22 protein-coding genes are annotated in these 20,022 nt (G+C 44.9%); 5 read left to right on the forward strand and 17 right to left on the reverse strand.

Features of this window, described 5'->3' with window-relative positions; translation table 11 throughout:
* Positions 1-53: 53 nt before the first annotated feature.
* Entirely contained in the window at positions 54-1,733 is a 1,680-nt protein-coding gene (locus L3V27_RS16725; protein ID WP_031780612.1) for a mechanosensitive ion channel family protein, read from the reverse strand.
* A gap of 190 nt (positions 1,734-1,923) precedes the next feature.
* Positions 1,924-2,364, reverse strand: coding sequence for a YcgN family cysteine cluster protein (locus L3V27_RS16730; RefSeq protein WP_065645037.1), 441 nt, complete (start codon positions 2,362-2,364; stop codon positions 1,924-1,926).
* 188 nt (positions 2,365-2,552) lie between these two features.
* Between L3V27_RS16730 and L3V27_RS16735 the strand changes: the two genes are divergently transcribed.
* Positions 2,553-2,801: a GlsB/YeaQ/YmgE family stress response membrane protein gene (locus L3V27_RS16735; RefSeq protein WP_005397239.1), complete on the forward strand. Its 249-nt coding sequence runs from the start codon at positions 2,553-2,555 to the stop codon at positions 2,799-2,801.
* 127 nt (positions 2,802-2,928) lie between these two features.
* Entirely contained in the window at positions 2,929-3,177 is a 249-nt protein-coding gene (locus tag L3V27_RS16740) for a YkgJ family cysteine cluster protein (protein WP_025574470.1), read from the forward strand.
* A gap of 18 nt (positions 3,178-3,195) precedes the next feature.
* Here L3V27_RS16740 and L3V27_RS16745 read toward each other — a convergent pair whose 3' ends face one another.
* The 3 genes from L3V27_RS16745 to L3V27_RS16755 are packed head-to-tail and all read right to left on the reverse strand — an operon-like array spanning position 3,196 to position 5,557.
* Positions 3,196-3,855, reverse strand: a complete 660-nt coding sequence (locus tag L3V27_RS16745; RefSeq protein WP_005397228.1) for a PAS domain-containing protein — start codon at positions 3,853-3,855, stop codon at positions 3,196-3,198.
* Positions 3,856-3,883: 28 nt separating this feature from the next.
* Complete coding sequence (locus L3V27_RS16750) at positions 3,884-5,161, reverse strand: L-serine ammonia-lyase, iron-sulfur-dependent, subunit alpha (protein ID WP_237312365.1); 1,278 nt, start codon at positions 5,159-5,161, stop codon at positions 3,884-3,886.
* Between the two features lie 15 nt (positions 5,162-5,176).
* On the reverse strand, positions 5,177-5,557 hold the full coding sequence (locus tag L3V27_RS16755) for a RidA family protein (protein ID WP_005397224.1): 381 nt from the start codon (positions 5,555-5,557) through the stop codon (positions 5,177-5,179).
* Positions 5,558-5,873: 316 nt separating this feature from the next.
* On the opposite strand from L3V27_RS16755, the gene L3V27_RS16760 reads away from it, so the two are divergent.
* Both L3V27_RS16760 and aqpZ read left to right on the forward strand, forming a co-directional pair.
* Positions 5,874-7,133: an amino acid permease gene (locus L3V27_RS16760; protein ID WP_031780611.1), complete on the forward strand. Its 1,260-nt coding sequence runs from the start codon at positions 5,874-5,876 to the stop codon at positions 7,131-7,133.
* A 206-nt stretch (positions 7,134-7,339) separates the two neighbouring features.
* Complete coding sequence (gene aqpZ / locus L3V27_RS16765; RefSeq protein ID WP_006741734.1) at positions 7,340-8,038, forward strand: aquaporin Z; 699 nt, start codon at positions 7,340-7,342, stop codon at positions 8,036-8,038.
* Between the two features lie 51 nt (positions 8,039-8,089).
* Here the strand turns inward: aqpZ and recR are convergent, their stop codons facing one another.
* The 7 genes from recR to L3V27_RS16795 form a co-directional block, all read right to left on the reverse strand.
* Positions 8,090-8,689 (reverse strand): recombination mediator RecR, encoded by a 600-nt coding sequence (recR, locus tag L3V27_RS16770; protein ID WP_031780610.1) that lies wholly within the window; start codon positions 8,687-8,689, stop codon positions 8,090-8,092.
* Between the two features lie 30 nt (positions 8,690-8,719).
* A complete protein-coding gene (locus tag L3V27_RS16775) occupies positions 8,720-9,049 on the reverse strand; it encodes a YbaB/EbfC family nucleoid-associated protein (RefSeq protein WP_005380618.1) in 330 nt (109 codons plus the stop codon).
* Between the two features lie 82 nt (positions 9,050-9,131).
* On the reverse strand, positions 9,132-11,237 hold the full coding sequence (gene dnaX, locus L3V27_RS16780) for a DNA polymerase III subunit gamma/tau (protein ID WP_237312366.1): 2,106 nt from the start codon (positions 11,235-11,237) through the stop codon (positions 9,132-9,134).
* Positions 11,238-11,245: 8 nt separating this feature from the next.
* Complete coding sequence (gene apt, locus L3V27_RS16785; protein ID WP_005380615.1) at positions 11,246-11,791, reverse strand: adenine phosphoribosyltransferase; 546 nt, start codon at positions 11,789-11,791, stop codon at positions 11,246-11,248.
* A 162-nt stretch (positions 11,792-11,953) separates the two neighbouring features.
* On the reverse strand, positions 11,954-12,340 hold the full coding sequence (locus L3V27_RS16790) for a YbaN family protein (RefSeq protein ID WP_181869515.1): 387 nt from the start codon (positions 12,338-12,340) through the stop codon (positions 11,954-11,956).
* A 33-nt stretch (positions 12,341-12,373) separates the two neighbouring features.
* Positions 12,374-12,505, reverse strand: a complete 132-nt coding sequence (locus L3V27_RS23355; RefSeq protein WP_005380608.1) for a hypothetical protein — start codon at positions 12,503-12,505, stop codon at positions 12,374-12,376.
* Positions 12,506-12,730: 225 nt separating this feature from the next.
* Positions 12,731-13,837 carry a response regulator gene (locus tag L3V27_RS16795; protein ID WP_005397213.1) on the reverse strand — a complete coding sequence of 369 codons (1,107 nt, stop codon included), beginning with the start codon at positions 13,835-13,837 and terminating at the stop codon, positions 12,731-12,733.
* A 288-nt stretch (positions 13,838-14,125) separates the two neighbouring features.
* Here L3V27_RS16795 and L3V27_RS16800 point away from each other — a divergent pair, with 288 nt between their 5' ends.
* Entirely contained in the window at positions 14,126-15,001 is an 876-nt protein-coding gene (locus tag L3V27_RS16800; protein WP_005397211.1) for a LysR family transcriptional regulator, read from the forward strand.
* A 66-nt stretch (positions 15,002-15,067) separates the two neighbouring features.
* On the opposite strand, the gene purF is transcribed toward L3V27_RS16800, so the two are convergent.
* The 5 genes from purF to accD form a co-directional block, all read right to left on the reverse strand.
* Positions 15,068-16,582 (reverse strand): amidophosphoribosyltransferase, encoded by a 1,515-nt coding sequence (purF, locus tag L3V27_RS16805; RefSeq protein WP_005397209.1) that lies wholly within the window; start codon positions 16,580-16,582, stop codon positions 15,068-15,070.
* Between the two features lie 36 nt (positions 16,583-16,618).
* A complete protein-coding gene (locus tag L3V27_RS16810; protein WP_005380590.1) occupies positions 16,619-17,110 on the reverse strand; it encodes a CvpA family protein in 492 nt (163 codons plus the stop codon).
* A 61-nt stretch (positions 17,111-17,171) separates the two neighbouring features.
* Complete coding sequence (locus tag L3V27_RS16815) at positions 17,172-17,765, reverse strand: SPOR domain-containing protein (protein WP_005397207.1); 594 nt, start codon at positions 17,763-17,765, stop codon at positions 17,172-17,174.
* A 14-nt stretch (positions 17,766-17,779) separates the two neighbouring features.
* Positions 17,780-19,042: a bifunctional tetrahydrofolate synthase/dihydrofolate synthase gene (folC, locus tag L3V27_RS16820; protein ID WP_237312368.1), complete on the reverse strand. Its 1,263-nt coding sequence runs from the start codon at positions 19,040-19,042 to the stop codon at positions 17,780-17,782.
* Between the two features lie 46 nt (positions 19,043-19,088).
* Complete coding sequence (gene accD, locus L3V27_RS16825; RefSeq protein WP_005397203.1) at positions 19,089-20,015, reverse strand: acetyl-CoA carboxylase, carboxyltransferase subunit beta; 927 nt, start codon at positions 20,013-20,015, stop codon at positions 19,089-19,091.
* Positions 20,016-20,022: the final 7 nt, after the last annotated feature.

The following is a 20,022-nucleotide window of genomic DNA, read 5'->3' on the forward strand; positions in this document are numbered from 1 at the left end:
AAATAAAAAGGCACTCTTTACTAGAGTGCCTTTTCGTACTGTTGTGGCTGTGATTACGCGTCTTGCTTCTCTACCATGTGCAAATGCACATCTTGTTGTGGGAAAGGAATCGAAATGCCTTCTCGGTCAAAGCGCAGTTTCACTTCTTTTGTCACATCCCAATACACGTCCCAATAATCATCAGTTTTTACCCAAGGACGAACAATAAAGTCTACAGATGATGTGTTTAACGTATGCACTTTGATCATCGGCTCTGGTGTACGAAGTACTGCAGGGTGAGAAGTAATGATATCAGACAGCACTGACTCGGCTTTCAGCAAGTCATCCGCATAGCCAATGCCAAACACCATATCCACACGGCGAATGCGCTCGTGTGTGACGTTCTTAATGACATCTCCCCAAATTTTACTGTTAGGTACAATAATAATTTGGTTATCAAACGTACGGATTGTGGTGTTCACCAAACTCATATGGCTTACCTTACCATCCACGCCACCAGCATACACAAAGTCACCAACATCAAATGGGCGGTAAATAAGCAACATCATACCCGCCGCGAAGTTGGACAAGGTGTCTTGCAAAGCGAAGCCGATAATCACACCAGCAATACCAAAACCAGTTAGGATCGGTGCTAGGTTCAATCCAAGCTGAGATAGGCCCACCATGATACCAATCACCCACACGAATTTGCCGGACATTGATATAAAGAAATCCTGCATCAAGTGTGAGAGCTTTAAGTTTTTCGATGAAACCGCCTTGCTGACCACTTTGCGCGTTAACTTCGCGAGCCCACGAGCGATCAATAAAATCAGCGCAAATACAAACAACTGGAAAATGTGCTGTGGTGCATTTTCGGCAAACCAGTCTAGTGCCGAGTTGGACCAATGGCTCAGTATTGACCACACTACTTTGGTATTCAGTAAATCGTGGGTGATATTCCCTGTCACTTCGAAAATTTGGCGTTTGTATTCGGACGTTTCTAAACCGACTTTATCGCCAATCGAAATTAAATTGCGTAGGCTTTCCGTCGCAATATTAAGTCTTTGCTTAGTAATAAGCTGACTTAGCTGCAGTGACGCTTTTTCCGATTCAGGGCTTGACGAAAGTTGAGAGCCGATGATTTCACTTTGCTGGCTCAAGTACTCAATTGAGGCAGACAGCAAACGCATACGTTTATCAACTTTATCCTTTAGTTCCGCTTCTGCGCGCTCATTTTGAGCCCCTAACTCTTTCAGCCAAGCAAGGTTTTGCCAACTTGAATCGAAGCTGACATCGAGGTAATGCTGTAACTCTCGGTAATCATTAACAAGAGCAAGTTTCTCTTCATCCTTGGCTTTATTTAAATCTTCAACGACCTTCTTTATTTTTTCCGACAGATAGTTCGTGGCGTCCTCAGAGTATTTTTCCTGCTTTTTAACCAAGGAGATCAATTTGTCGCGAGGGATAGTTTCACGTTCAATCGCTGATGCTAACTGACTTCTTAACTCTTCATTTTTTTGGAACAGCTGTAGTTGAAGCGCGTCGCGCTCATCACCACTCGCTTGCGAGAGACCTTGGGATAAATCCACAATTTCTCGATTCAAGTTATCAATAGAAGTTTCGGCAGCAGAGGGCTCTGGCGTATCCTGAATATCTTTCGCATTGATGACCATAGGGGCCATCATACCGAGGATGAGCGTGAATAATGCCACCCAAGATGTCAGGCGTATTTTCTGGGGGAAATGAAACGTCATGTTTACCTCTTAGGGAACAGTTCTGATCAAAACGACCAAGAATAGAAGTGTAAAGCCTTGAAATTATATACCTAAGTTTACAACACTAAATAATAAACTGAGCAGCATTTCGTTAGTTGGGCGTCAAAGTTGAGAAACCCAATAACAAACAAGCCTTTCATTATTAGATGAAAGGCTTGTGTAAATTTAACTACTGGCGATTGGGGTGATTCAGAATGTGGTCTTCCCAATCCACCACATCAATCTCGTATACCACTTTATTGCGGACACTTTCGCCCGCCGCGTGCATCGCAGATTTCGAGCCCGTAATCAACGGATGCCATTCTGGTAAAGGCTGCTTTTCAGCCAACAGGCGGTAAGCGCACGTATGCGGCAGCCAAGTAAAATCGTCGATGTCTTCGCGCGTCAGCTTGGTGCACTCTTCACCCGAAGTAAAACGATTTGGGTAATCCTTACAAGAACACGTTTTGCTATTTAGCCAGCTACAGGCCACATTGGTGTAATAGATTTCGTCGGTATCTTCGTCCATTAGCTTATGCAGGCAACATTTACCACAACCATCACAGAGAGATTCCCATTCCTCTTCTGTCATCTGCTCTAACGATTTACTTTGCCAAAATGGAGTGCTCATACTTCAGGTCTCACCAAGGGAATTTAGGGGGCGATTTATACCCCTCTCGACGCAAAAGTTCAAGTTTTGAGAAGATCTCGAATCATTCACACATAACAGTAGAGATATTCAACTACTTTCGCTTTACTGTTCTATCCTTAAACGAGTTTCCATTACTCAATTGATCAAGAAGGCATTAAGGAGTTTTCATGGGTATTATTTCTTGGATTATTTTGGGCTTAATCGCCGGTGCACTCGCAAAATGGCTCATGCCAGGAAAAGATGGGGGTGGCTGGATTGCGACAATGCTACTCGGTATTGCTGGGGCGTTTGTCGGCGGCTTTCTTGGCGGTATTCTGGGTTTCGGCGGGGCAACTGGCGTAAATATCGGTAGCATAATCACCGCAACGCTAGGCGCATTTATTCTGCTGTTTGTTTACAACCGCTTCTTGAGATGATCACAACGGTTTAGAAGCCAAAAGGAGCACTCTATTGAGTGCTCCTTTTTATTTTTTTCTTAGGCGACTCTTCCAATCCACGTCAAAATGACCATAATTGCCCCTCAATTTTTAAGAGGTTTACATTATGGATTGTCGACTAGGATGCGGAGCTTGCTGTATTGCGCCAAGTATCTCTTCACCGATACCTGGAATGCCCAAGGGCAAACCAGCAGGTGTTCGTTGCGTACAACTCAACGATGATAATTTGTGTAAGCTGTTTGGTAAGCCTGAGCGCCCTAACGTTTGTCACGATTTTAAACCGTGTCCGGTTGTGTGTGGCAAAACCAACCAAGAAGCGCTCGACAACATCACTGAGCTAGAGCAACTTACTTAATCTATTCAGAGCCCCCGTTTAGTCGTTACCAAGCTCTCGTAAGTACAAGTAGATGGTATCGCGCGAAATGCCAAGATGGTTTGCAACCATTAAAACAGCATCTTTGTATTTAAAAATGCCTAAGCCGTGCAGTCGCGTCACCAGTTCACGGTTACGTTTAGAAGGCGCAATGGCTTCATTTTCCCACACTTCTGTTTGCACGGTTTCTATCGTACTGATGATGGTTTCATCGATATTACGCGCAAACGTTTCTGGTGATCGAGCGCCACCAACACAACACTCGGTGTGTTGCTGAGGCAGCATTGCCTTTAAAAATGCCTGCATCGGTGCATCCATATCCACGTTGATACACAGCAAACCAATCGGTTTGTTTTTTGGATTTCTGACAATGGTCGTAATGGAGTGCAAGGTCTTTCCGTTCGACGTTTTCGTCAAGTACGAATCAGAAACGTCCTTGCCCTCTCTTAACTTCATTCTCGCTAAGTTGGTAATTGGGGCACCTTCACTGCGTTCCGTCACGTGCCCGTTTGCGATTTTGATGATTTCCGGCGCTTCGGCATCTAAGCTGTGGAGAACCACTTCAGTGTGTTCACCATACATGCGTGCAATGCCATCCACGACGTTTTTCATAGAGTTCAAAATATCGAGATCACTCTTGGTGAGTTTCTTTAGTAGCAATGTTACTTCCCTTAGCAAAAACTGGAGGTTAGGCCGACATAATATCGATAATAGATTTGTCAGTATACGGCATACCGAAACGAACCATTGAGCCAACATTTCTTATCGTTTGCTCAACTTCTTCGCCTACTATACCTTGATTCTTAACACTGTGGTTACCCATCGCCATCAAATATGAGCGCACCGCCGTTGTCGATGAAGTACACACTTTCATCGCACAAGAGGACTTCGCACCATCGCACACCATGCCTGAACTGTCGCTGATGACGTTTTGAATGGCGTAGCATGATTGCTCGAATGTACCACCAGCTAAATACACCAGCGCCATAGAAGCTGCCGCACTGGTAACAGTGTTGCCACAAAATGCGGATAACGGTGGGTAATAAGATTTGATGTAAATAGCCCCTAAATGGCTCATGATCAACGCACGAGCCAACTGTTCTTCGTCGTTTTGGAATACTTCTGCCGCAACTACAACTGGCATTGTAGCGGCAATACCTTGGTTCCCACTGCCGAAATTGCTCATGGCTGGCAACGTCGCCCCTCCCATGCGAGCATCAGACGCCGCGGATGTCATCATTTGTATGCGACTCATTAAGTCATTGCCTAATAAGCCTTGCTCGATGTTGCCTTTTAGCGTGCGTCCAATTTCTAGGCCGTAACCTCGGTCGATCCCCTCTTGAGCCAACAAGGTATTAAGCTCTGCAGCTTGGAGAATGAATTTGATCTCTTCAAAAGGCGCTTGAGTGGCAAACTCATAGATTTGTTTGATCGAAATATCCACACCTTCACAAACGGAAGCGGTTGCAACGCGTTGCTGTGGTGGTGCATCAAAAATCAAGTCGCCATTGCGCATGATCTGGAGAATGTTGGTGTGACCGCCACTGATCGTGACCGAAACAACATCGTCACCAGAGGTGAGCGTTACGCTGCAATAAATGAATTCTTGCGTATTCATGCGCGCTACAGTTACCCGCTCTTCATCTATCAATTGTTGCGCAGCAGCTACATCCTGCTCATTAATCCGAGCCAACACTTCCAGTTCTGCTGTTGGGTCACCGGCTAATGCACCAACTGAGGCGGCAATTTTGAGGCCTATCTTGCCCGTTCCGGGTACGAAAACACCCATCGAGTTTTTAAATAGGTTGTCTGAAACACGCACCTCTATCGCATCAATATCGGATGTGCCTAACTCTTTTCTAGCAACTGCTGCCGCGTACGCAGCAGCAATGGGTTCTGTACATCCTAATGCAGGTTTCACAACTTGCTTAATGATTTGGATATATTGTGTCCATTGCTGGTTCATGCTCTGTTCTCCGTATTACTTTTTATGAGCAATCGCTTCGACTTCAATTAACACGCCAAGAGGCAAATCTTTCACTGCGAAGCAACTGCGTGCCGGACAATCTTGTTGGAAAAACTCTGCGTAGACCTTGTTAAACTCGGCAAAGTCATTAATATTCGATAGGTAACACGTTGTTTTTAAAACAGTATCGATACTGCCACCACCAGCCTCTAAAACGTGCTTCAAGTTAGTAAGAGATTGATGACTTTGTGCACTGATGCCGCCTTCAACTACTTTTCCTGTTGCCTTATCAACGGGTAATTGGCCAGAAGTAAAAATCAAATCACCATAGCTAGTGCCATGTGAATAAGGTCCGATAGCAGCAGGCGCGTGTTCAGATGAAATCAATTTTTTCATTTTTAAATCCTCACATAAATTTTATTTTTTATTAAGAAGTTTCTAATTCAACTTCCGTATTAGCGTTATTTTTTCAATTAAATATGAATCAAACAACTAGATCAGATCACAAAACTCGTTAAAAACTCCAATTTATTTGAACTTCTTCGCCAAGATCTCAAATTTATCTGAATTTTCCACAAAAAAATTGGTGATATGCATTTTCTCAATTAAATTTGAGAAAATTCATACTAACAAGAGAAACAATAAAATGAGCGTGACAGCACCTACACAAACCTTACCTATCGGTAAAGAGCCACCGCACGTAAAAGCAGGCATGGCCCTAGACGAGTGGAAAGCCGCGATCAAGTTTGATAGCACAGACTGGGGATGGGTGATCATGAGTATCGGCATGGCAATCGGTGCCGGTATTGTCTTTTTACCAGTAAAAGTAGGCGTATTGGGCCTTTGGGTATTCTTGGCCTCTGCCGTGATCGGCTACCCAGCGATGTACTTGTTCCAACGCCTTTTCATCAACACTCTCTCAAGTTCACCAAAGTGCCAAGATTACGCTGGCGTCATTTCTGGTTACCTTGGTAACAAATGGGGGGCGTTATTAGGTGTGCTCTACTTCATCATGTTGGTGATTTGGGTCTTTGTTTACTCAACAGCTATCAACAATGACTCGGCATCTTTCCTACATAGTTTTGGCATCACGGAAGGTTTATTGTCTGAAAACCCGCTATATGGTCTGGCTTTAGTGTGCGCGCTGGTCGCTATTGCATCTCGTGGTGAAAAGATTTTATTTAAGGTCAGTACTGGTCTTGTACTGATTAAACTTTGTACCGTTGCATTACTTGGCGTCATGATGATCGAGAAATGGGATGTAGCGAATGTCGGTGCAATTCCAGAAACAGGCGCTGGTTTGAAAGATGCAATTGAGCTACTGCCGTTTACTCTAACGTCTATTCTCTTCATTCAAAGCTTGAGCCCAATGGTGATCTCATACCGCTCAAAAGAAAAATCGATTGAGGTTGCTCGCTTTAAAGCCATGCGCGCAATGAAAATTGCTTTCGGTATCTTGTTTGTGACCGTCTTCTTCTACGCGATTTCCTTTACGCTTGCGATGTCACATGAACAAGCGGTTAAAGCAGCAGAAGAGAACATCTCTGCTCTTGCGATGGTTGCGCAAGGTATGGACGGCACGACGCTAAAACTAATGAGTTTGATGCTGAATATTTTCTCAGTAATGACTGCGTTTTTTGGCGTGTACTTAGGTTTCCGCGATTCTTGCCAAGGTCTAGCGATGCTGGCTCTAAAAAAGGTCATGCCTGAAGATAAGATCAATAAAGACTTAGTCACCAAGGGAATCATTCTCTTTGCGATTCTCATGGCGTGGGGTGCAATTGTATTGAATCTACCAGTTCTGAGCTTCACATCAGTATGTAGCCCTATCTTTGGTTTGATTGGCTGTTTGATTCCAGCTTACCTTGTCTACCAAGTGCCTTCTTTACACAAGTACAAAGGCGCGTCGCTTTACTTGATTATTGCGACTGGTATTTTGTTGTGCGTATCACCTTTCGTCGCATTTAGCTAAAACCTACTTTGCCTTGGCTGTTACTCAGGTAGTGATGGCCAAGGCAAACTTAAAATTCAACCTCTCCTCTCCTTGCTTTTCTCTCATCCTTGAGAACTCTTGCCACATACCGTCCTATTTGCAGTCTTTACGAGACCTCCCTCACACTTTATTGACAATTCTCGACTATGTTCAGCGGGTCATTTAAGTAGAAATTAGGAAATAACATGAACAAGTATTTGGCAGAGGCTTTTGGTACGTTCTGGCTAGTATTAGGCGGCTGCGGTAGCGCAGTGTTGGCTGCAGGTTTCCCAGACGTGGGTATTGGTCTGCTAGGCGTTGCTCTGGCCTTTGGTTTAACCGTTTTAACCATGGCATTTGCAATCGGTCATATTTCAGGTTGCCACTTGAACCCGGCAGTGACGGTTGGTCTTTGGGCTGGCGGTCGTTTTGAGACAAAAGACGTTGCGCCTTACATCATCGCACAAGTGCTCGGTGGGCTTATCGCTGGTGGCATTCTTTATGTCATCGCGACAGGACAAGCTGGATTCGATGTTGTGGGTTCTGGCTTTGCCGCCAACGGTTATGGTGAACACTCGCCGGGTCAGTACTCCATGCTTGCTGCGCTAGTTTCTGAAGTCGTGATGACGATGATGTTCCTTATCGTGATCATGGGGGCGACAGACAAACGTGCACCTCAAGGTTTTGCACCTATAGCGATTGGTTTGTGTCTGACTCTTATTCACCTGATCAGCATTCCTGTGACAAACACCTCAGTAAACCCGGCTCGTAGTACAGCAGTCGCAATGTATGTGGGTGACTGGGCAGTTTCTCAATTATGGCTGTTCTGGATTGCGCCTATTTTGGGTGGTGTACTTGGTGCAGTCATCTACAAAAACCTTCTTGGTAAAGAATCGAACGATTAATCGTTCCCAACTCACAAGGTCAAAAAAGCCGCTGAATTCAGCGGCTATTTATTAAATTCTGTGTCGACCTAACAGCGAGTGTGACAACGTCGTGCCATCGACAAGCTCAAGTTCTCCACCGACAGGCACACCATGCGCGATGCGGCTGGCATCAACTTGGTGTTCTTTACATAGCTCTGCGATGTAATGTGCAGTGGCTTCGCCTTCAACCGTCGGGTTTGTTGCTAAAATCACTTCGGCTATATCACCGCGACGTAAGCGGTAATCAAGCACATCCAGTCCAATATCACTTGGACCAATACCGTCTAGTGGTGACAAATGTCCCATAAGAACAAAGTATCGACCAGAATACTGGCCCGTTGCTTCGACTGCAGCAATGTCTGCCGGGCTTTCTACCACACAAATTTGACCATTTTCTTGGCGTTTTGGGTTAGTACAAATATGACAGACTTCTTCTTCGGTGAAGGTTCGACACTCAGTACAATGACCGATTTCTGTCATTGCCTGGCTAAGCGCATCTGCAAGTTGCAAACCGCCTTTTCTATCGCGCTGTAACAAATGAAAGGCCATACGCTGCGCCGACTTGGGGCCAACCCCAGGTAGACAACGTAAGGCCTCCATCAATTGCTCCAGCATATGACTGGTACGCATTAAAAGTCCGCTTAATTAAATATCAGCAGATTAGAATGGCATTTTCATACCTGGTGGTAGTTGCATACCGCCAGTTACAGAAGCCATTTTCTCTTTTTGAGTTTCTTCAACACGACGGGCCGCATCGTTGAACGCCGCAGCGATCAAATCTTCAAGCATTTCTTTGTCGTCTTCCATCAAACTTTCATCGATGTCAACACGACGTACGCTGTGACTACCAGTGATAGTAACTTTAACTAGGCCAGCACCAGACTCGCCAGTTACTTCCATATTCGCGATTTCTTCTTGAAGCTTTTGCATGCGATCTTGCATTTGCTGGGCTTGCTTCATTAGGTTGCCCATACCGCCTTTACCAAACATGTTTATCTCTCTGGTTTAATGAGGTGTTGCATCAATTAATGGGGTTATACCTTTGGGTTTTCAACCCCATTCCATTCGATTATTAGATAGGGCGCACACTATCTTTATCAAGCTCTGCAGCAAAACGACGTTCAATAAATTGAACATTTGGATCGTTTTCTAAACTATTCAGAGCTTGCTGTAATTTCTCTTGATAGAGCCTATCTCTCAGTTCAAGTGGTGTTTCTCCACTCTCCCCTATTTCGATGCTCATGTGGCACTCTTCACCTAACACGGTATTAAGTGCTTTAAGCAATTCGGCTTGAGCTCTATCAGTATTCAAATGAGCTTGGCTGCTCCTCAATAGTAACGAAACGGTTGTTCCTTCCTTACTATAATGAGAGTTTAGCGCAAGTTGCTCTACCAGCTTAGGGATCTCCATTAAGCTGATTAGCTTCGCCCATTCATTATGTTCTAACGATTCATCGATGAGCTTTTGTGCCATTTCAGGCGTTTTCTCATGCTCAAGTGCCTGCTTGAGCTGCGTAGGTGTCAGTTTTGTATTCACTTTTGTCTCAACAGGCTTGCTTGGACGCCAGCGATACGCTTCCTCAACTTGTGGCTCCGTCGACTTCGGAGCTGAGTTTGGCGACACCTGCGCGGAACTGCCATGCAATTGCGCTACTCGGTCGATAACCGATTCTGGTTGTGCAGATGCCGCTTTAGGCTTTTTTGAGCCACCATTTTGAGGAGTGTTCTGTTGTAGGCCTTGACGCTGAGAACGTAATTGGTGACGTAAACCGCTTAGACCGCCGCGCGCCGGTGTTGAAACGCTCTCTTGCACTTGTTGAGGTGGCGTTTCATGCTGCGGTGCAGGGTTTTCGCTCATCGGCGGCGCCATATCATACTGTGGCGGAACCGCCTCATATCCACTCGCGTGATACTCAGGTTGTGAATTGGATGAAGGTTGAGGCGCCACTTGTGGTGTGCTTTGCGCTGGACTCGGCTGCTGAGTTCGAGGAGCAGCTACTGTCTGAGGTGGTGCAGTCTTTGGCTGACTGGCACTTTGAGCTGGGGCTGAAGCTGGTTCGCAGTTACTAGAAACAACATTTGCCCCACTGTTATTTGATGGGCGGAACGCCATCATACGCAGCACAATCATTTCCAAACCGACTCGCCCATTTGGCGAGAGAGTCAAATCTTCACGACCTTTCAATGCAATTTGATAGTAAAGCTGCACATCTTGCGGGCTTAGTGCTTTACTCAATAATTCGATCTTTTCTGCATCTGGCTGCGCTCGGTCTAGCGACGCTGGCAACGCTTGATACATCGCAATTCGATGAAGCTGTGTTGCGACTTGCTGCAACAAGCCATCCCACTCAACACCATTGGCCGCTAATTGCTGGATTTTATCTATGGCTTGTTGAGGTTGCTTGCTGCTGATTGACTCTAGTAAGTAAATCGCTTGGTCGGTATCAATCGTCCCCAACATGTGGCTGACAATATCAGTTTGCACCGCACCGTTACCTAAAGCAATTGCTTGATCGGTCAAGCTGAGAGCATCACGCATACTGCCATCTGCAGCATGTGAAATCATACCCAGTGCTTTTGGTTCTGCCGATACTTGCTCTTGACCCAAAATGTAGTCAAGTTGCTGATGAATATCATCAACGCTGATCGGTTTGAGATGGAACTGTAGACAACGCGACAATATAGTAACTGGCAGCTTTTGTGGATCGGTTGTCGCGAGTAAGAACTTCACATACTCTGGCGGCTCTTCCAGGGTTTTCAACAACGCATTGAAAGAGTGACGCGATAGCATGTGTACCTCATCGATGAGGTACACTTTAAAACGTCCACGAGCAGGTTTGTATTGAACGTTGTCTAACAGTTCGCGAGTGTCTTCAACTTTAGTACGTGATGCCGCATCGATTTCAAGAAGATCGACAAAGCGACCTTCATCAATTTCACGACAAGTATCGCACTTACCACAAGGTGTCGCGGTAATACCGGTTTCGCAGTTCAAGCCTTTGGCAAACAACCTACCGATACTCGTTTTACCCACACCACGAGTCCCGCTGAACAGATAAGCATGGTGTAAACGGTTTTGCGCCAGTGCGTTTTCCAACGCCGTCAGGACATGTTTTTGTCCGACAACTTGGTCAAACTGATTAGGACGCCATTTTCGCGCTAAAGCTAAATAACTCATTGAATGTATTAATGTCCTTCAAAATCGCAAATGCTGTATACGTTTAGACCTAGTGCTTCTAAACGTTTGTCACCACCGATTTCTGGTAGGTTGATAACGAACGCAGCGTGCTCAACTTCACCGCCCAGTTGGCGAATCAGCTTAGTCGTCGCTTCAATAGTACCGCCCGTTGCCAATAAATCGTCGACAACCAGTACTTTGTCGCCTTCAACGATAGCATCTGTATGGATTTCTAGTGTATCAACGCCATATTCAAGCTCATAAGATTGAGCAACAGTAGGACGTGGTAGCTTGCCTGGTTTACGCACTGGTACAAAACCAACACCTAGCTCAAGCGCTAAAGGCGCACCAAATAAAAAGCCACGAGCTTCCGTACCCACAACCTTGGTAAAGCCCATATCTTTGTAACGTTCAACAAGAAGATTGATCGTCGCTTGGTATGCTTTTGCGTCTTCAAGAAGGCTCGTTACATCACGAAATAGAATGCCTGGCTTTGGGTAGTCTTGGATGCTTTTGATGCTAGATTTGATCAGTGAAATTGTTTCTGTAGTCATAATACCGATTTACTTAGATTGGCTCATCGCCCTCTCTAATCGCAGTATCACGAGGGCAACGAACAATAGGTTTTCACCACTATGTGCTTATTTTCGTAAGAGTCACAGGCGCTGAAAATACAAACGCCCACTCGAAGAGCGGGCACACTATTCTCTACAATCTTAGTGATTTTCTTCTCTGTCAGCAACCAACTCAATCACAGGCAGACGTATAAACCAGCCGAGTAAAACGATTAGCATCACTAAAAGACCAATTTTCACCCAAACAAGGGGAACAACAACGATTGAAACCATGAAACTAAGTGCAATAAAAATGGCGCCACGCTGTTTTACTTTTGAAGTAACAGCCCGGTGCTTATGCCAATTATCGAGAATCGGCCCAAACGTTTTGTGGTTATGTAGCCAATGATGAAATGCGGGGCTACCACGCATAAAACATGCACTAGCAAGTAGAATGAAAGGAGTGGTGGGTAAAAGCGGAAGGGCTATGCCGGCAATGCCGAGCACAATACAGAGTCCACCAACGGTATTGAAAAAGTAACGCTTAATACGAATGGTGAACTCCGGTACAAAATAGCTAGATTAAAAGCCTGCGTAACCATTCATTACACGAAGCCAGGTTAGCGTTGCAGGTAGTGTTGGAATTAAAAGTACTGCAATGAAACCTAAAAAGTAAAAAATATTATAAGGCTCTTTAAAATCTTTGTCTGCCATGATGTATCTTCTCACTAGTTGACTTTGCTTCTCCCAAGGTACAGCGTTAAATTATCGTTGCACAAATGGGTCATTATTGTTTTAGGCGTTGACTATACCTTAAACAGCCAAATCTAAACACCAGTAAAAAGTAAGGTTATTGTTCGAGCATTTGTTGTTTTTTTGTGGTTCTAAAAAGACAATAAGCAGCGCCACGACGCTGCTTATTGTGTTATGAAGTCAGAATTATACCAGTCGTGATTTCCGGGCAATATTTAAGCTAAAACTTGAAGAACCTAAACAACCGATGGATAACTGACCAGCAACACCTAGCGGTAAATCTCGGGTTATGAAGTTTTTCATACTTCCTGCCCCTAAACAGTTACCTGCCGCGATATGTTGATTAGTATTTCCGTCAGACCAATGACTATCTAAACCCGCAGGCAGGATAGAAACGGAGGACGAAGCCAGATCGGCGACACCAAATACAGCATTAACCGCACCAGCGCACTCTGAACACTCGATTCCTTTTTCAATGATCCCTACCATATCCTTCAGATCAGCACTGAAACTCTTCAAATTACGCAGGTAATCGTCAAACAAAGCCCTAACAAGCAATGTCGTCGCGACACCATCATTACTCTGGGAAGCAGAGTCAACGAGATAGAACGCAAATTGCCCGTTCATTAACCAACGATAATCAAACACCAGTGGCATAACGTCCGTCGATTGCAATAAACGGTATGAGCAGCGCCAATCACCTTGAGAAGCATCTTTCTCTGGCAATAGAGCATGCAGTAAATCTCTTGCAGCACTCGGGTTCTGCTGCAAATACTCTAGATGCCAGTGAAGCTCTTGCTCATCTGGGATTTCGCCACCGTCATCGACTCGGAACCACTGACTCGAAAAGTCTCGCTGTTCTGAGAAATGGCTATCGGTATCTTCGAGCGTATTGTCTATCGCCTGAGATAGGTGCTCATAATTACCTATCGGTTTAGGAAGAAAGTCTTTAATACCAAATCGCAACGCTTTCGCGACATCGGACATTTCATCCGTGCCGGACACCACGATAAGCGGCAAGTATGGATATTCAAGACTGACTTCTTCGACGAATTCAATGCCATCTAATACCGGCATCGATAAATCACACAAGATAAGATCGGGTTGGCATTCCCTGAGTTGTTGAAGCGCCTCTAGGCCGTTTTCAGCTTCTACTACTTTAAAACCCTGACTTTCTAAATAAGCATTGGTTACTTTACGAAATATTGGATCATCATCCACCAACATAATTAGTTTTTGATTAACCACTTCCTGTGCCGAGACCATTGCCGTTTGACTGTGAGTCTTAAACATACCTTTACACCTCACAAAGCTAAGTCAAAAAACAGATTTATTATTAAGTCATTATTTTTGTTGTGTTTACATCCGGCGAAACGTTGCGCAGCAAGACTTGAGGCCGTTCCGCCTTGTTATAAAACGTAGCTTGAAAACGGCGTTTATACAAATATTACGGGGTATAACAGTATTTACTCAAACAGGGTTGCTGTGTTCAAATGATGCAACATGTTGACTTAAAGCAAGCTTTGATCACAAAGTTAATTATAAATTAGCCGTAATCGGTAATTTAATGTGTCTGGAAATATGAAATTAGATGACTTAAACCTGTTTCGACTGGTTGTCGAAAATGGGAGCTACACCGCAACTTCGCGAAAAACCATGATCCCGGTTGCGACCATCACCCGACGCATTCAAGCGCTAGAAGACTCTGTCAATCTTCGACTATTGAACCGTCACGCTCGCAAACTCTCGCTTACAGAAGCCGGGGAACGTTTTTACCATGAGTGCTCCCCTTTGCTACAAAGGCTAACCACGGCAGCAGAGGAAATCACTGACGACTGCCGAGGAGCATCAGGCAAGATTAAGATATCGGCGCCTTATAACTTAACTAAGCGCATGATGATGCCGATGTTCAACAGCTTTATGAAGCAGTATCCGGACATCAATATCGAACTAACAACAGAAAATAATGCAGACAAGCTTGACCCGACTGAATGGGATGTCATTTTTCGAGTGGGGCCCCAACGTGATTCTAGCCTGATCGCACGCAAGATTGGCGAAGTGAAGGATATTCTTGTCGCAAGTCCTGACTACCTTGCCTCGAATCCGGCACCAAACCACGCAGAAGAGCTCTCTAACCATTCATTGCTAAAAGGCTACCCTCTTATCAAGTGGACCTTAATTAATAGCAAAGGCGAGTCTGTCGTAAACGTTGATCGTGGTCGCTTTCAGGCGAATGCACTAAATGTAGTACGCAGTGCTTGTTCCGAAGGTTTAGGCATCACGCTAATGCCAGATGTCATGATCAAAGAATACATCGAAAGCGGCGATTTGGTACGCATACTGCCAGATTGGAGTGCAAACCCGCGCGACATTTATATGCTTTACAACCACAAAGATCACCTGCCAGAGAAAGTTCGTCTCTTTATCGACTTTGTGATCGCTTATAACATCCACTAATTCGATAGCGAATACAAAAAACCAGAGCCGGAGCTCTGGTTTTTTTACGCCTCAAGAAAACGCCTATTATGCGCCTTCGTTATGCAGCTCTAGGTTGGCTAAATCCTGTTGGATTTCAAGTTGTGTTTTCGCATCATCGTTACGAAGACCATCTAAGAAGTCTAGGTATTGTTGGTCAATATCACCCGTTACGTATTCGCCGTTAAACACGGATGTATCGAACTGAGTAATATCTTGGTTTCCAAGGCCGACAGCCTCAACCAAATCTTCTAGACGTTGATAAATCAATGCATCAGCACCAATCTGCTTACAAATTGTATCGTTGTCACGGCCATGAGCAATAAGCTCGGTAGCACTTGGCATATCAATGCCGTACACGTTCGGGAATCGAACTTCTGGTGCTGCTGATACCATGTACACTTTCTTCGCACCAGAATCACGTGCCATTTCGATGATTTGTTCTGACGTAGTACCACGAACGATAGAGTCATCCACCAGCAACACATTCTTATCTTTGAACTCCGAACGAATTGCATTCAACTTTCGACGTACTGATTTCTTACGTTGTTGCTGACCAGGCATGATAAACGTACGCCCCACGTAACGGTTTTTCACGAAGCCTTGGCGATAAGGGATATCGATCGCTTGAGCGATTTGAAGTGCGATGTCGCACGATGTTTCAGGGATAGGAATAACGACATCAATATCAAGATTTGCGTAGTCTTCACGAATACGTTCGCCTAGCTTTTTACCCATTTCAACGCGAGCACTGTATACCGAAATTTTATCGATGAACGAATCTGGGCGAGCAAAATACACGAACTCGAAAATACAAGGGTTCAGCTTAGGATTGTCTGCACACTGCTTCGTGTACAGTTCACCGTCAAACGTTGCGTAGATTGCCTCACCAGGTGCAACATCACGAACAAAATCAAAACCGACGGCATCCAATGCTACCGACTCAGACGCAACCATGTACTCCGCTCTGCCATTAACTTCACGCTTACCTAAACATAGAGGGCGAATACCGTGTGGGTCACGAAACGCAATCATACCATGACCAATGATCATGGCAGTCACAGCGTAAGCACCACGAATTGTGCGATGCACATTGGTGACTGCGCGGAATACGTCTTCTGTCGTGACATTTCCTTTTACTGAGTCAATTTCATGTGCCAGTACATTTAGTAATACTTCGGAGTCTGAAGTGGTATTGATATGGCGGCGATCTTTTTCAAACAGCTTTTGACGAACTTCGTTAGCGTTAGTCAAGTTGCCATTGTGGGCAAGTGTAATACCGAAAGGAGAGTTTACGTAGAAAGGTTGAGCTTCTGAAGCGCTTGAACTGCCTGCTGTTGGGTAACGAACATGACCAATTCCGACCTCGCCTTGCAGGCGCTGCATATGTCTTGCTTCAAATACATCCTTGACTAAACCGTTCGCCTTGCGCAGACGAAAACGATTGCTTTCTATGGTACAAATACCAGCGGCATCTTGGCCACGATGCTGTAACACCGTTAACGCGTCATAAATAGACTGGTTTACAGGCGTTGTGCCCACGATTCCAACAATACCACACATGTCCTAATCCTCGATTTGCGACAGTAGCTGGCACTACTAGATAGTGCCAGACAGAAAACTTGATGTTGCTTGTAAATGCTCGAAGAATGGGGCGATGATACGGCTGAACTCAGGGATCAACTGTGAATCTTTCCACCAATCCGAGCTTGGGAATGCAGTAAACGCATCCATAAAAAACAGCACCGCAGAAACAATTAAGACTCCGCGTAGACCACCAAATACAATCCCAAGAATTCGGTCCGTACCTGATAGCCCTGTTTTTTGTACCAGTTGACCAATGACGTAATTCACCACTGCACCAACTACCAAGGTCGCGACAAATAAAGCCGCAATCGCCGCTCCGTTACGAAACATGTCATCTTCGATGTTGGTGAAGTACACCGCCAATTTGGCGTAGTAGTTGCTGGAGATAAAAAACGCTCCAAACCAAATCACCAAAGACAAAGCTTCTTTAGCAAAACCGCGAACTAAACTGATCAGAGCTGAAAATCCGATCACACCTAAAATGATAAAATCTATCCAATTCATGTTTTCTTCATCTTAAGTTGGCGCGCATTTTAACAGAAAAAATGCTGACGCAAACGTTTTCTTATGGATTTAATGGCTTAAATTTAAGCAATTGACCTTTTGAGCCTGTAATTTTTTGTAATTCCTTGACTTGTCGTTCAAGTTTACTTTTTGACACATCAGGACCAACAATCACTCTCGTAAACTCGTTTTCTTTCTTTGTATGAGCTTGATAGCCACGCTTTTGCAAATCAGCGACAAGCGCGACCGCATTTTCGTGATTCTTAAGCGCCATCAACTGAATGATCCAAGCAGAATCTTCATATTGATTTTTTTCTTGCACAGGACGAGTGGCCACCTCAACTTGCTCTGGCTGTTTGATGACCTCTGGTTTAGGCGTCGGCGTTGGGTCAGGCTCAGAAGCAGCCACTTGGGCGCCCTCTTGCTCCTGCACCACCGCTTCAACTGGAGAGTCCGGTAACGCTATGTCGTCTTCCACTGGCTCTAATATTTCGAAGTTTTCCACATCACTATCAAGTTCAGGTTTGATAGGAATACTGGCAAATTCTTCTTTGTAGTGCAGTTTCTTACCATCTAGCACATCGGGAAGAACAATCACTCCGACTGCGACTAGAATGATGGTGCCGACTAAACGACTTTGGAATTTACTTGCCATCAAAATACCTTTGCTTATTTATTCTTTAATTGCCAATGTTCCAATACCTCTCCGACAGTATGGAATGAACCAACCACCAGAATGACGTCTTCTTGCTTTGCGTGGCTTCTTGCATTCTCAAAGGCGTCAACAGGGTGTTCAAAATGAACTTGCCCATCGGGTAAGTATTGGCACAACTCTCCAGCAGTCGCCGCTCTCGGTCCGGTTAGCGACGCTGGATACCATTGTGTTGCAATTGGAGTTAGCGCTTCAATGGTTGCTTTAATGTCTTTGTCATGCAGCATCGCGACTACAATATGGATATTCTTACCCAAATATTGGTGCTTCACTTTCTCTACCAAATACTCAGCAGAGTGCGGGTTGTGCGCGACATCAAGGATTATCTCCGGCTCATGATGCAATATCTGCATACGCCCTGCCAGGCGAGCATTATTCAAGCCATTGACAATGTTTATGTCAGTGATTTGCAATTCCGATGCTCCCAACGCCATCAATGCTGTTGCCGCGTTTTGTAGCGGTAACGATGGGACAGGTAAATCCTCTAACGCAAATGCGCCACTGCTCCACTTCCAACCATTATTAGTTAGTTGGTAATCATACTGAATACCAACTTGGAAGAACTCAGAGCCAATATCGTCAGCATGAGCTGCCACGGTCGCCGGTGGCGTTGGTTGACCACAAATTGCTGGCTTCCCTGGACGGTAAATGCCTGCCTTTTCAAAACCAATGACATTGATGTCATCACCAAGCCAATCCACATGATCGATCGCTAAGCTCGTAATAACAGAAACATCATGGTCAACAACGTTGGTGGCGTCTAGACGGCCGCCAAGTCCTACTTCAAGCAACACAACGTCGACTTTCTCTGCTTGGAAAATACGTAGCGCAGCAAGCGTACCGAATTCAAAGAGACTAAGGCTGATATCACCACGCTGCTTTTCTACATAGTCGAATGCTTCACAGTGCTTTGCATCTACAACGTCGACGCCATTAATGCGTACACGCTCGTTGTAACGAATCAGGTGCGGAGAGCTGTAAACACCGACTGAATAGCCAGCATCGAGTAAAATGGCTTCCATTAACGCACACGTTGAGCCTTTGCCATTGGTTCCGGCAACGGTGATTACGGTTGGAGCTGGTTTGGTAAGATTGGCTTTGTTTGCTACCGCTTGGACACGGTCTAAGCCTAGATCAATTGCTGAGGAATGAATATTTGCTAAATAATCAAGCCACATCTCTAATGAAGATGTGGCTTGAGGAATTGGGTTTTGGGTCATCTAACTTTAACCATTAAATTCTTTGGTTTTTATGTTAGTTGATACTTTACCCTTTTTCGTCCGCTTCTGGTACAGAATATGGTTCTTCATTTGGAGATTCGTTAACCGAAACCACCAAAGGAGACTTGTGGTTAGTCATCTTAGCGATTAGACCACCCACACGCTGACGCATTTCACGACGGTCAACGATCATATCAATCGCACCGTGATCAAGCAGGAACTCACTACGCTGGAAACCTTCAGGAAGATCTTCACGCACTGTTTGCTCGATAACACGACGACCAGCAAAGCCAATCAGCGCCTTAGGTTCACCGATGTTGATATCACCCAACATAGCCAAACTTGCTGATACACCACCCATTGTAGGGTCAGTTAGAACCGAAATAAACGGCAGGCCTTTTTCTGATAGACGCTCAAGCGCAGCACTGGTTTTTGCCATTTGCATAAGAGACATCAATGCCTCTTGCATACGAGCGCCACCACTTGCTGAGAAACAAACAAGTGCACAATTGTTTTCAATTGCTGCATCCACCGCTTTTACGAAGCGAGCACCAACAACTGAACCCATTGAACCGCCCATAAAGGAGAATTCAAACGCACACGCCACAAGGGGTAGACCAAGCAGTTCACCTTGCATCACAACTAGCGCATCTTTCTCTCCGCTGTTTTTTTGTGCTGCAGAGATACGCTCTTTGTATCGCTTAGAATCTTTAAATTTCAGTTTATCCTGTGGCTCAAGTTCGGTACCTAATTCAACTCGATTGCCTTCATCTAAAAACGTTTCCAAACGACGACGCGCTTTCATGCGCATGTGATGGTTACACTTTGGACAAACTTCTAGGTTACGCTCTAGTTCAGCATGGTATAAAACCTGTTCACAAGAGGTACATTTAGTCCACACACCTTCTGGGATAGAAGCTTTGCGTGAACTTACTAGGTTGCTTTTCTCTAAAATCTTTTCAAGCCAACTCATGGAAGAC

Source organism: Vibrio sp. J2-3(2022) (genome assembly GCF_021725735.1).
In the GTDB taxonomy this organism is placed as follows: domain Bacteria; phylum Pseudomonadota; class Gammaproteobacteria; order Enterobacterales; family Vibrionaceae; genus Vibrio; species Vibrio diabolicus.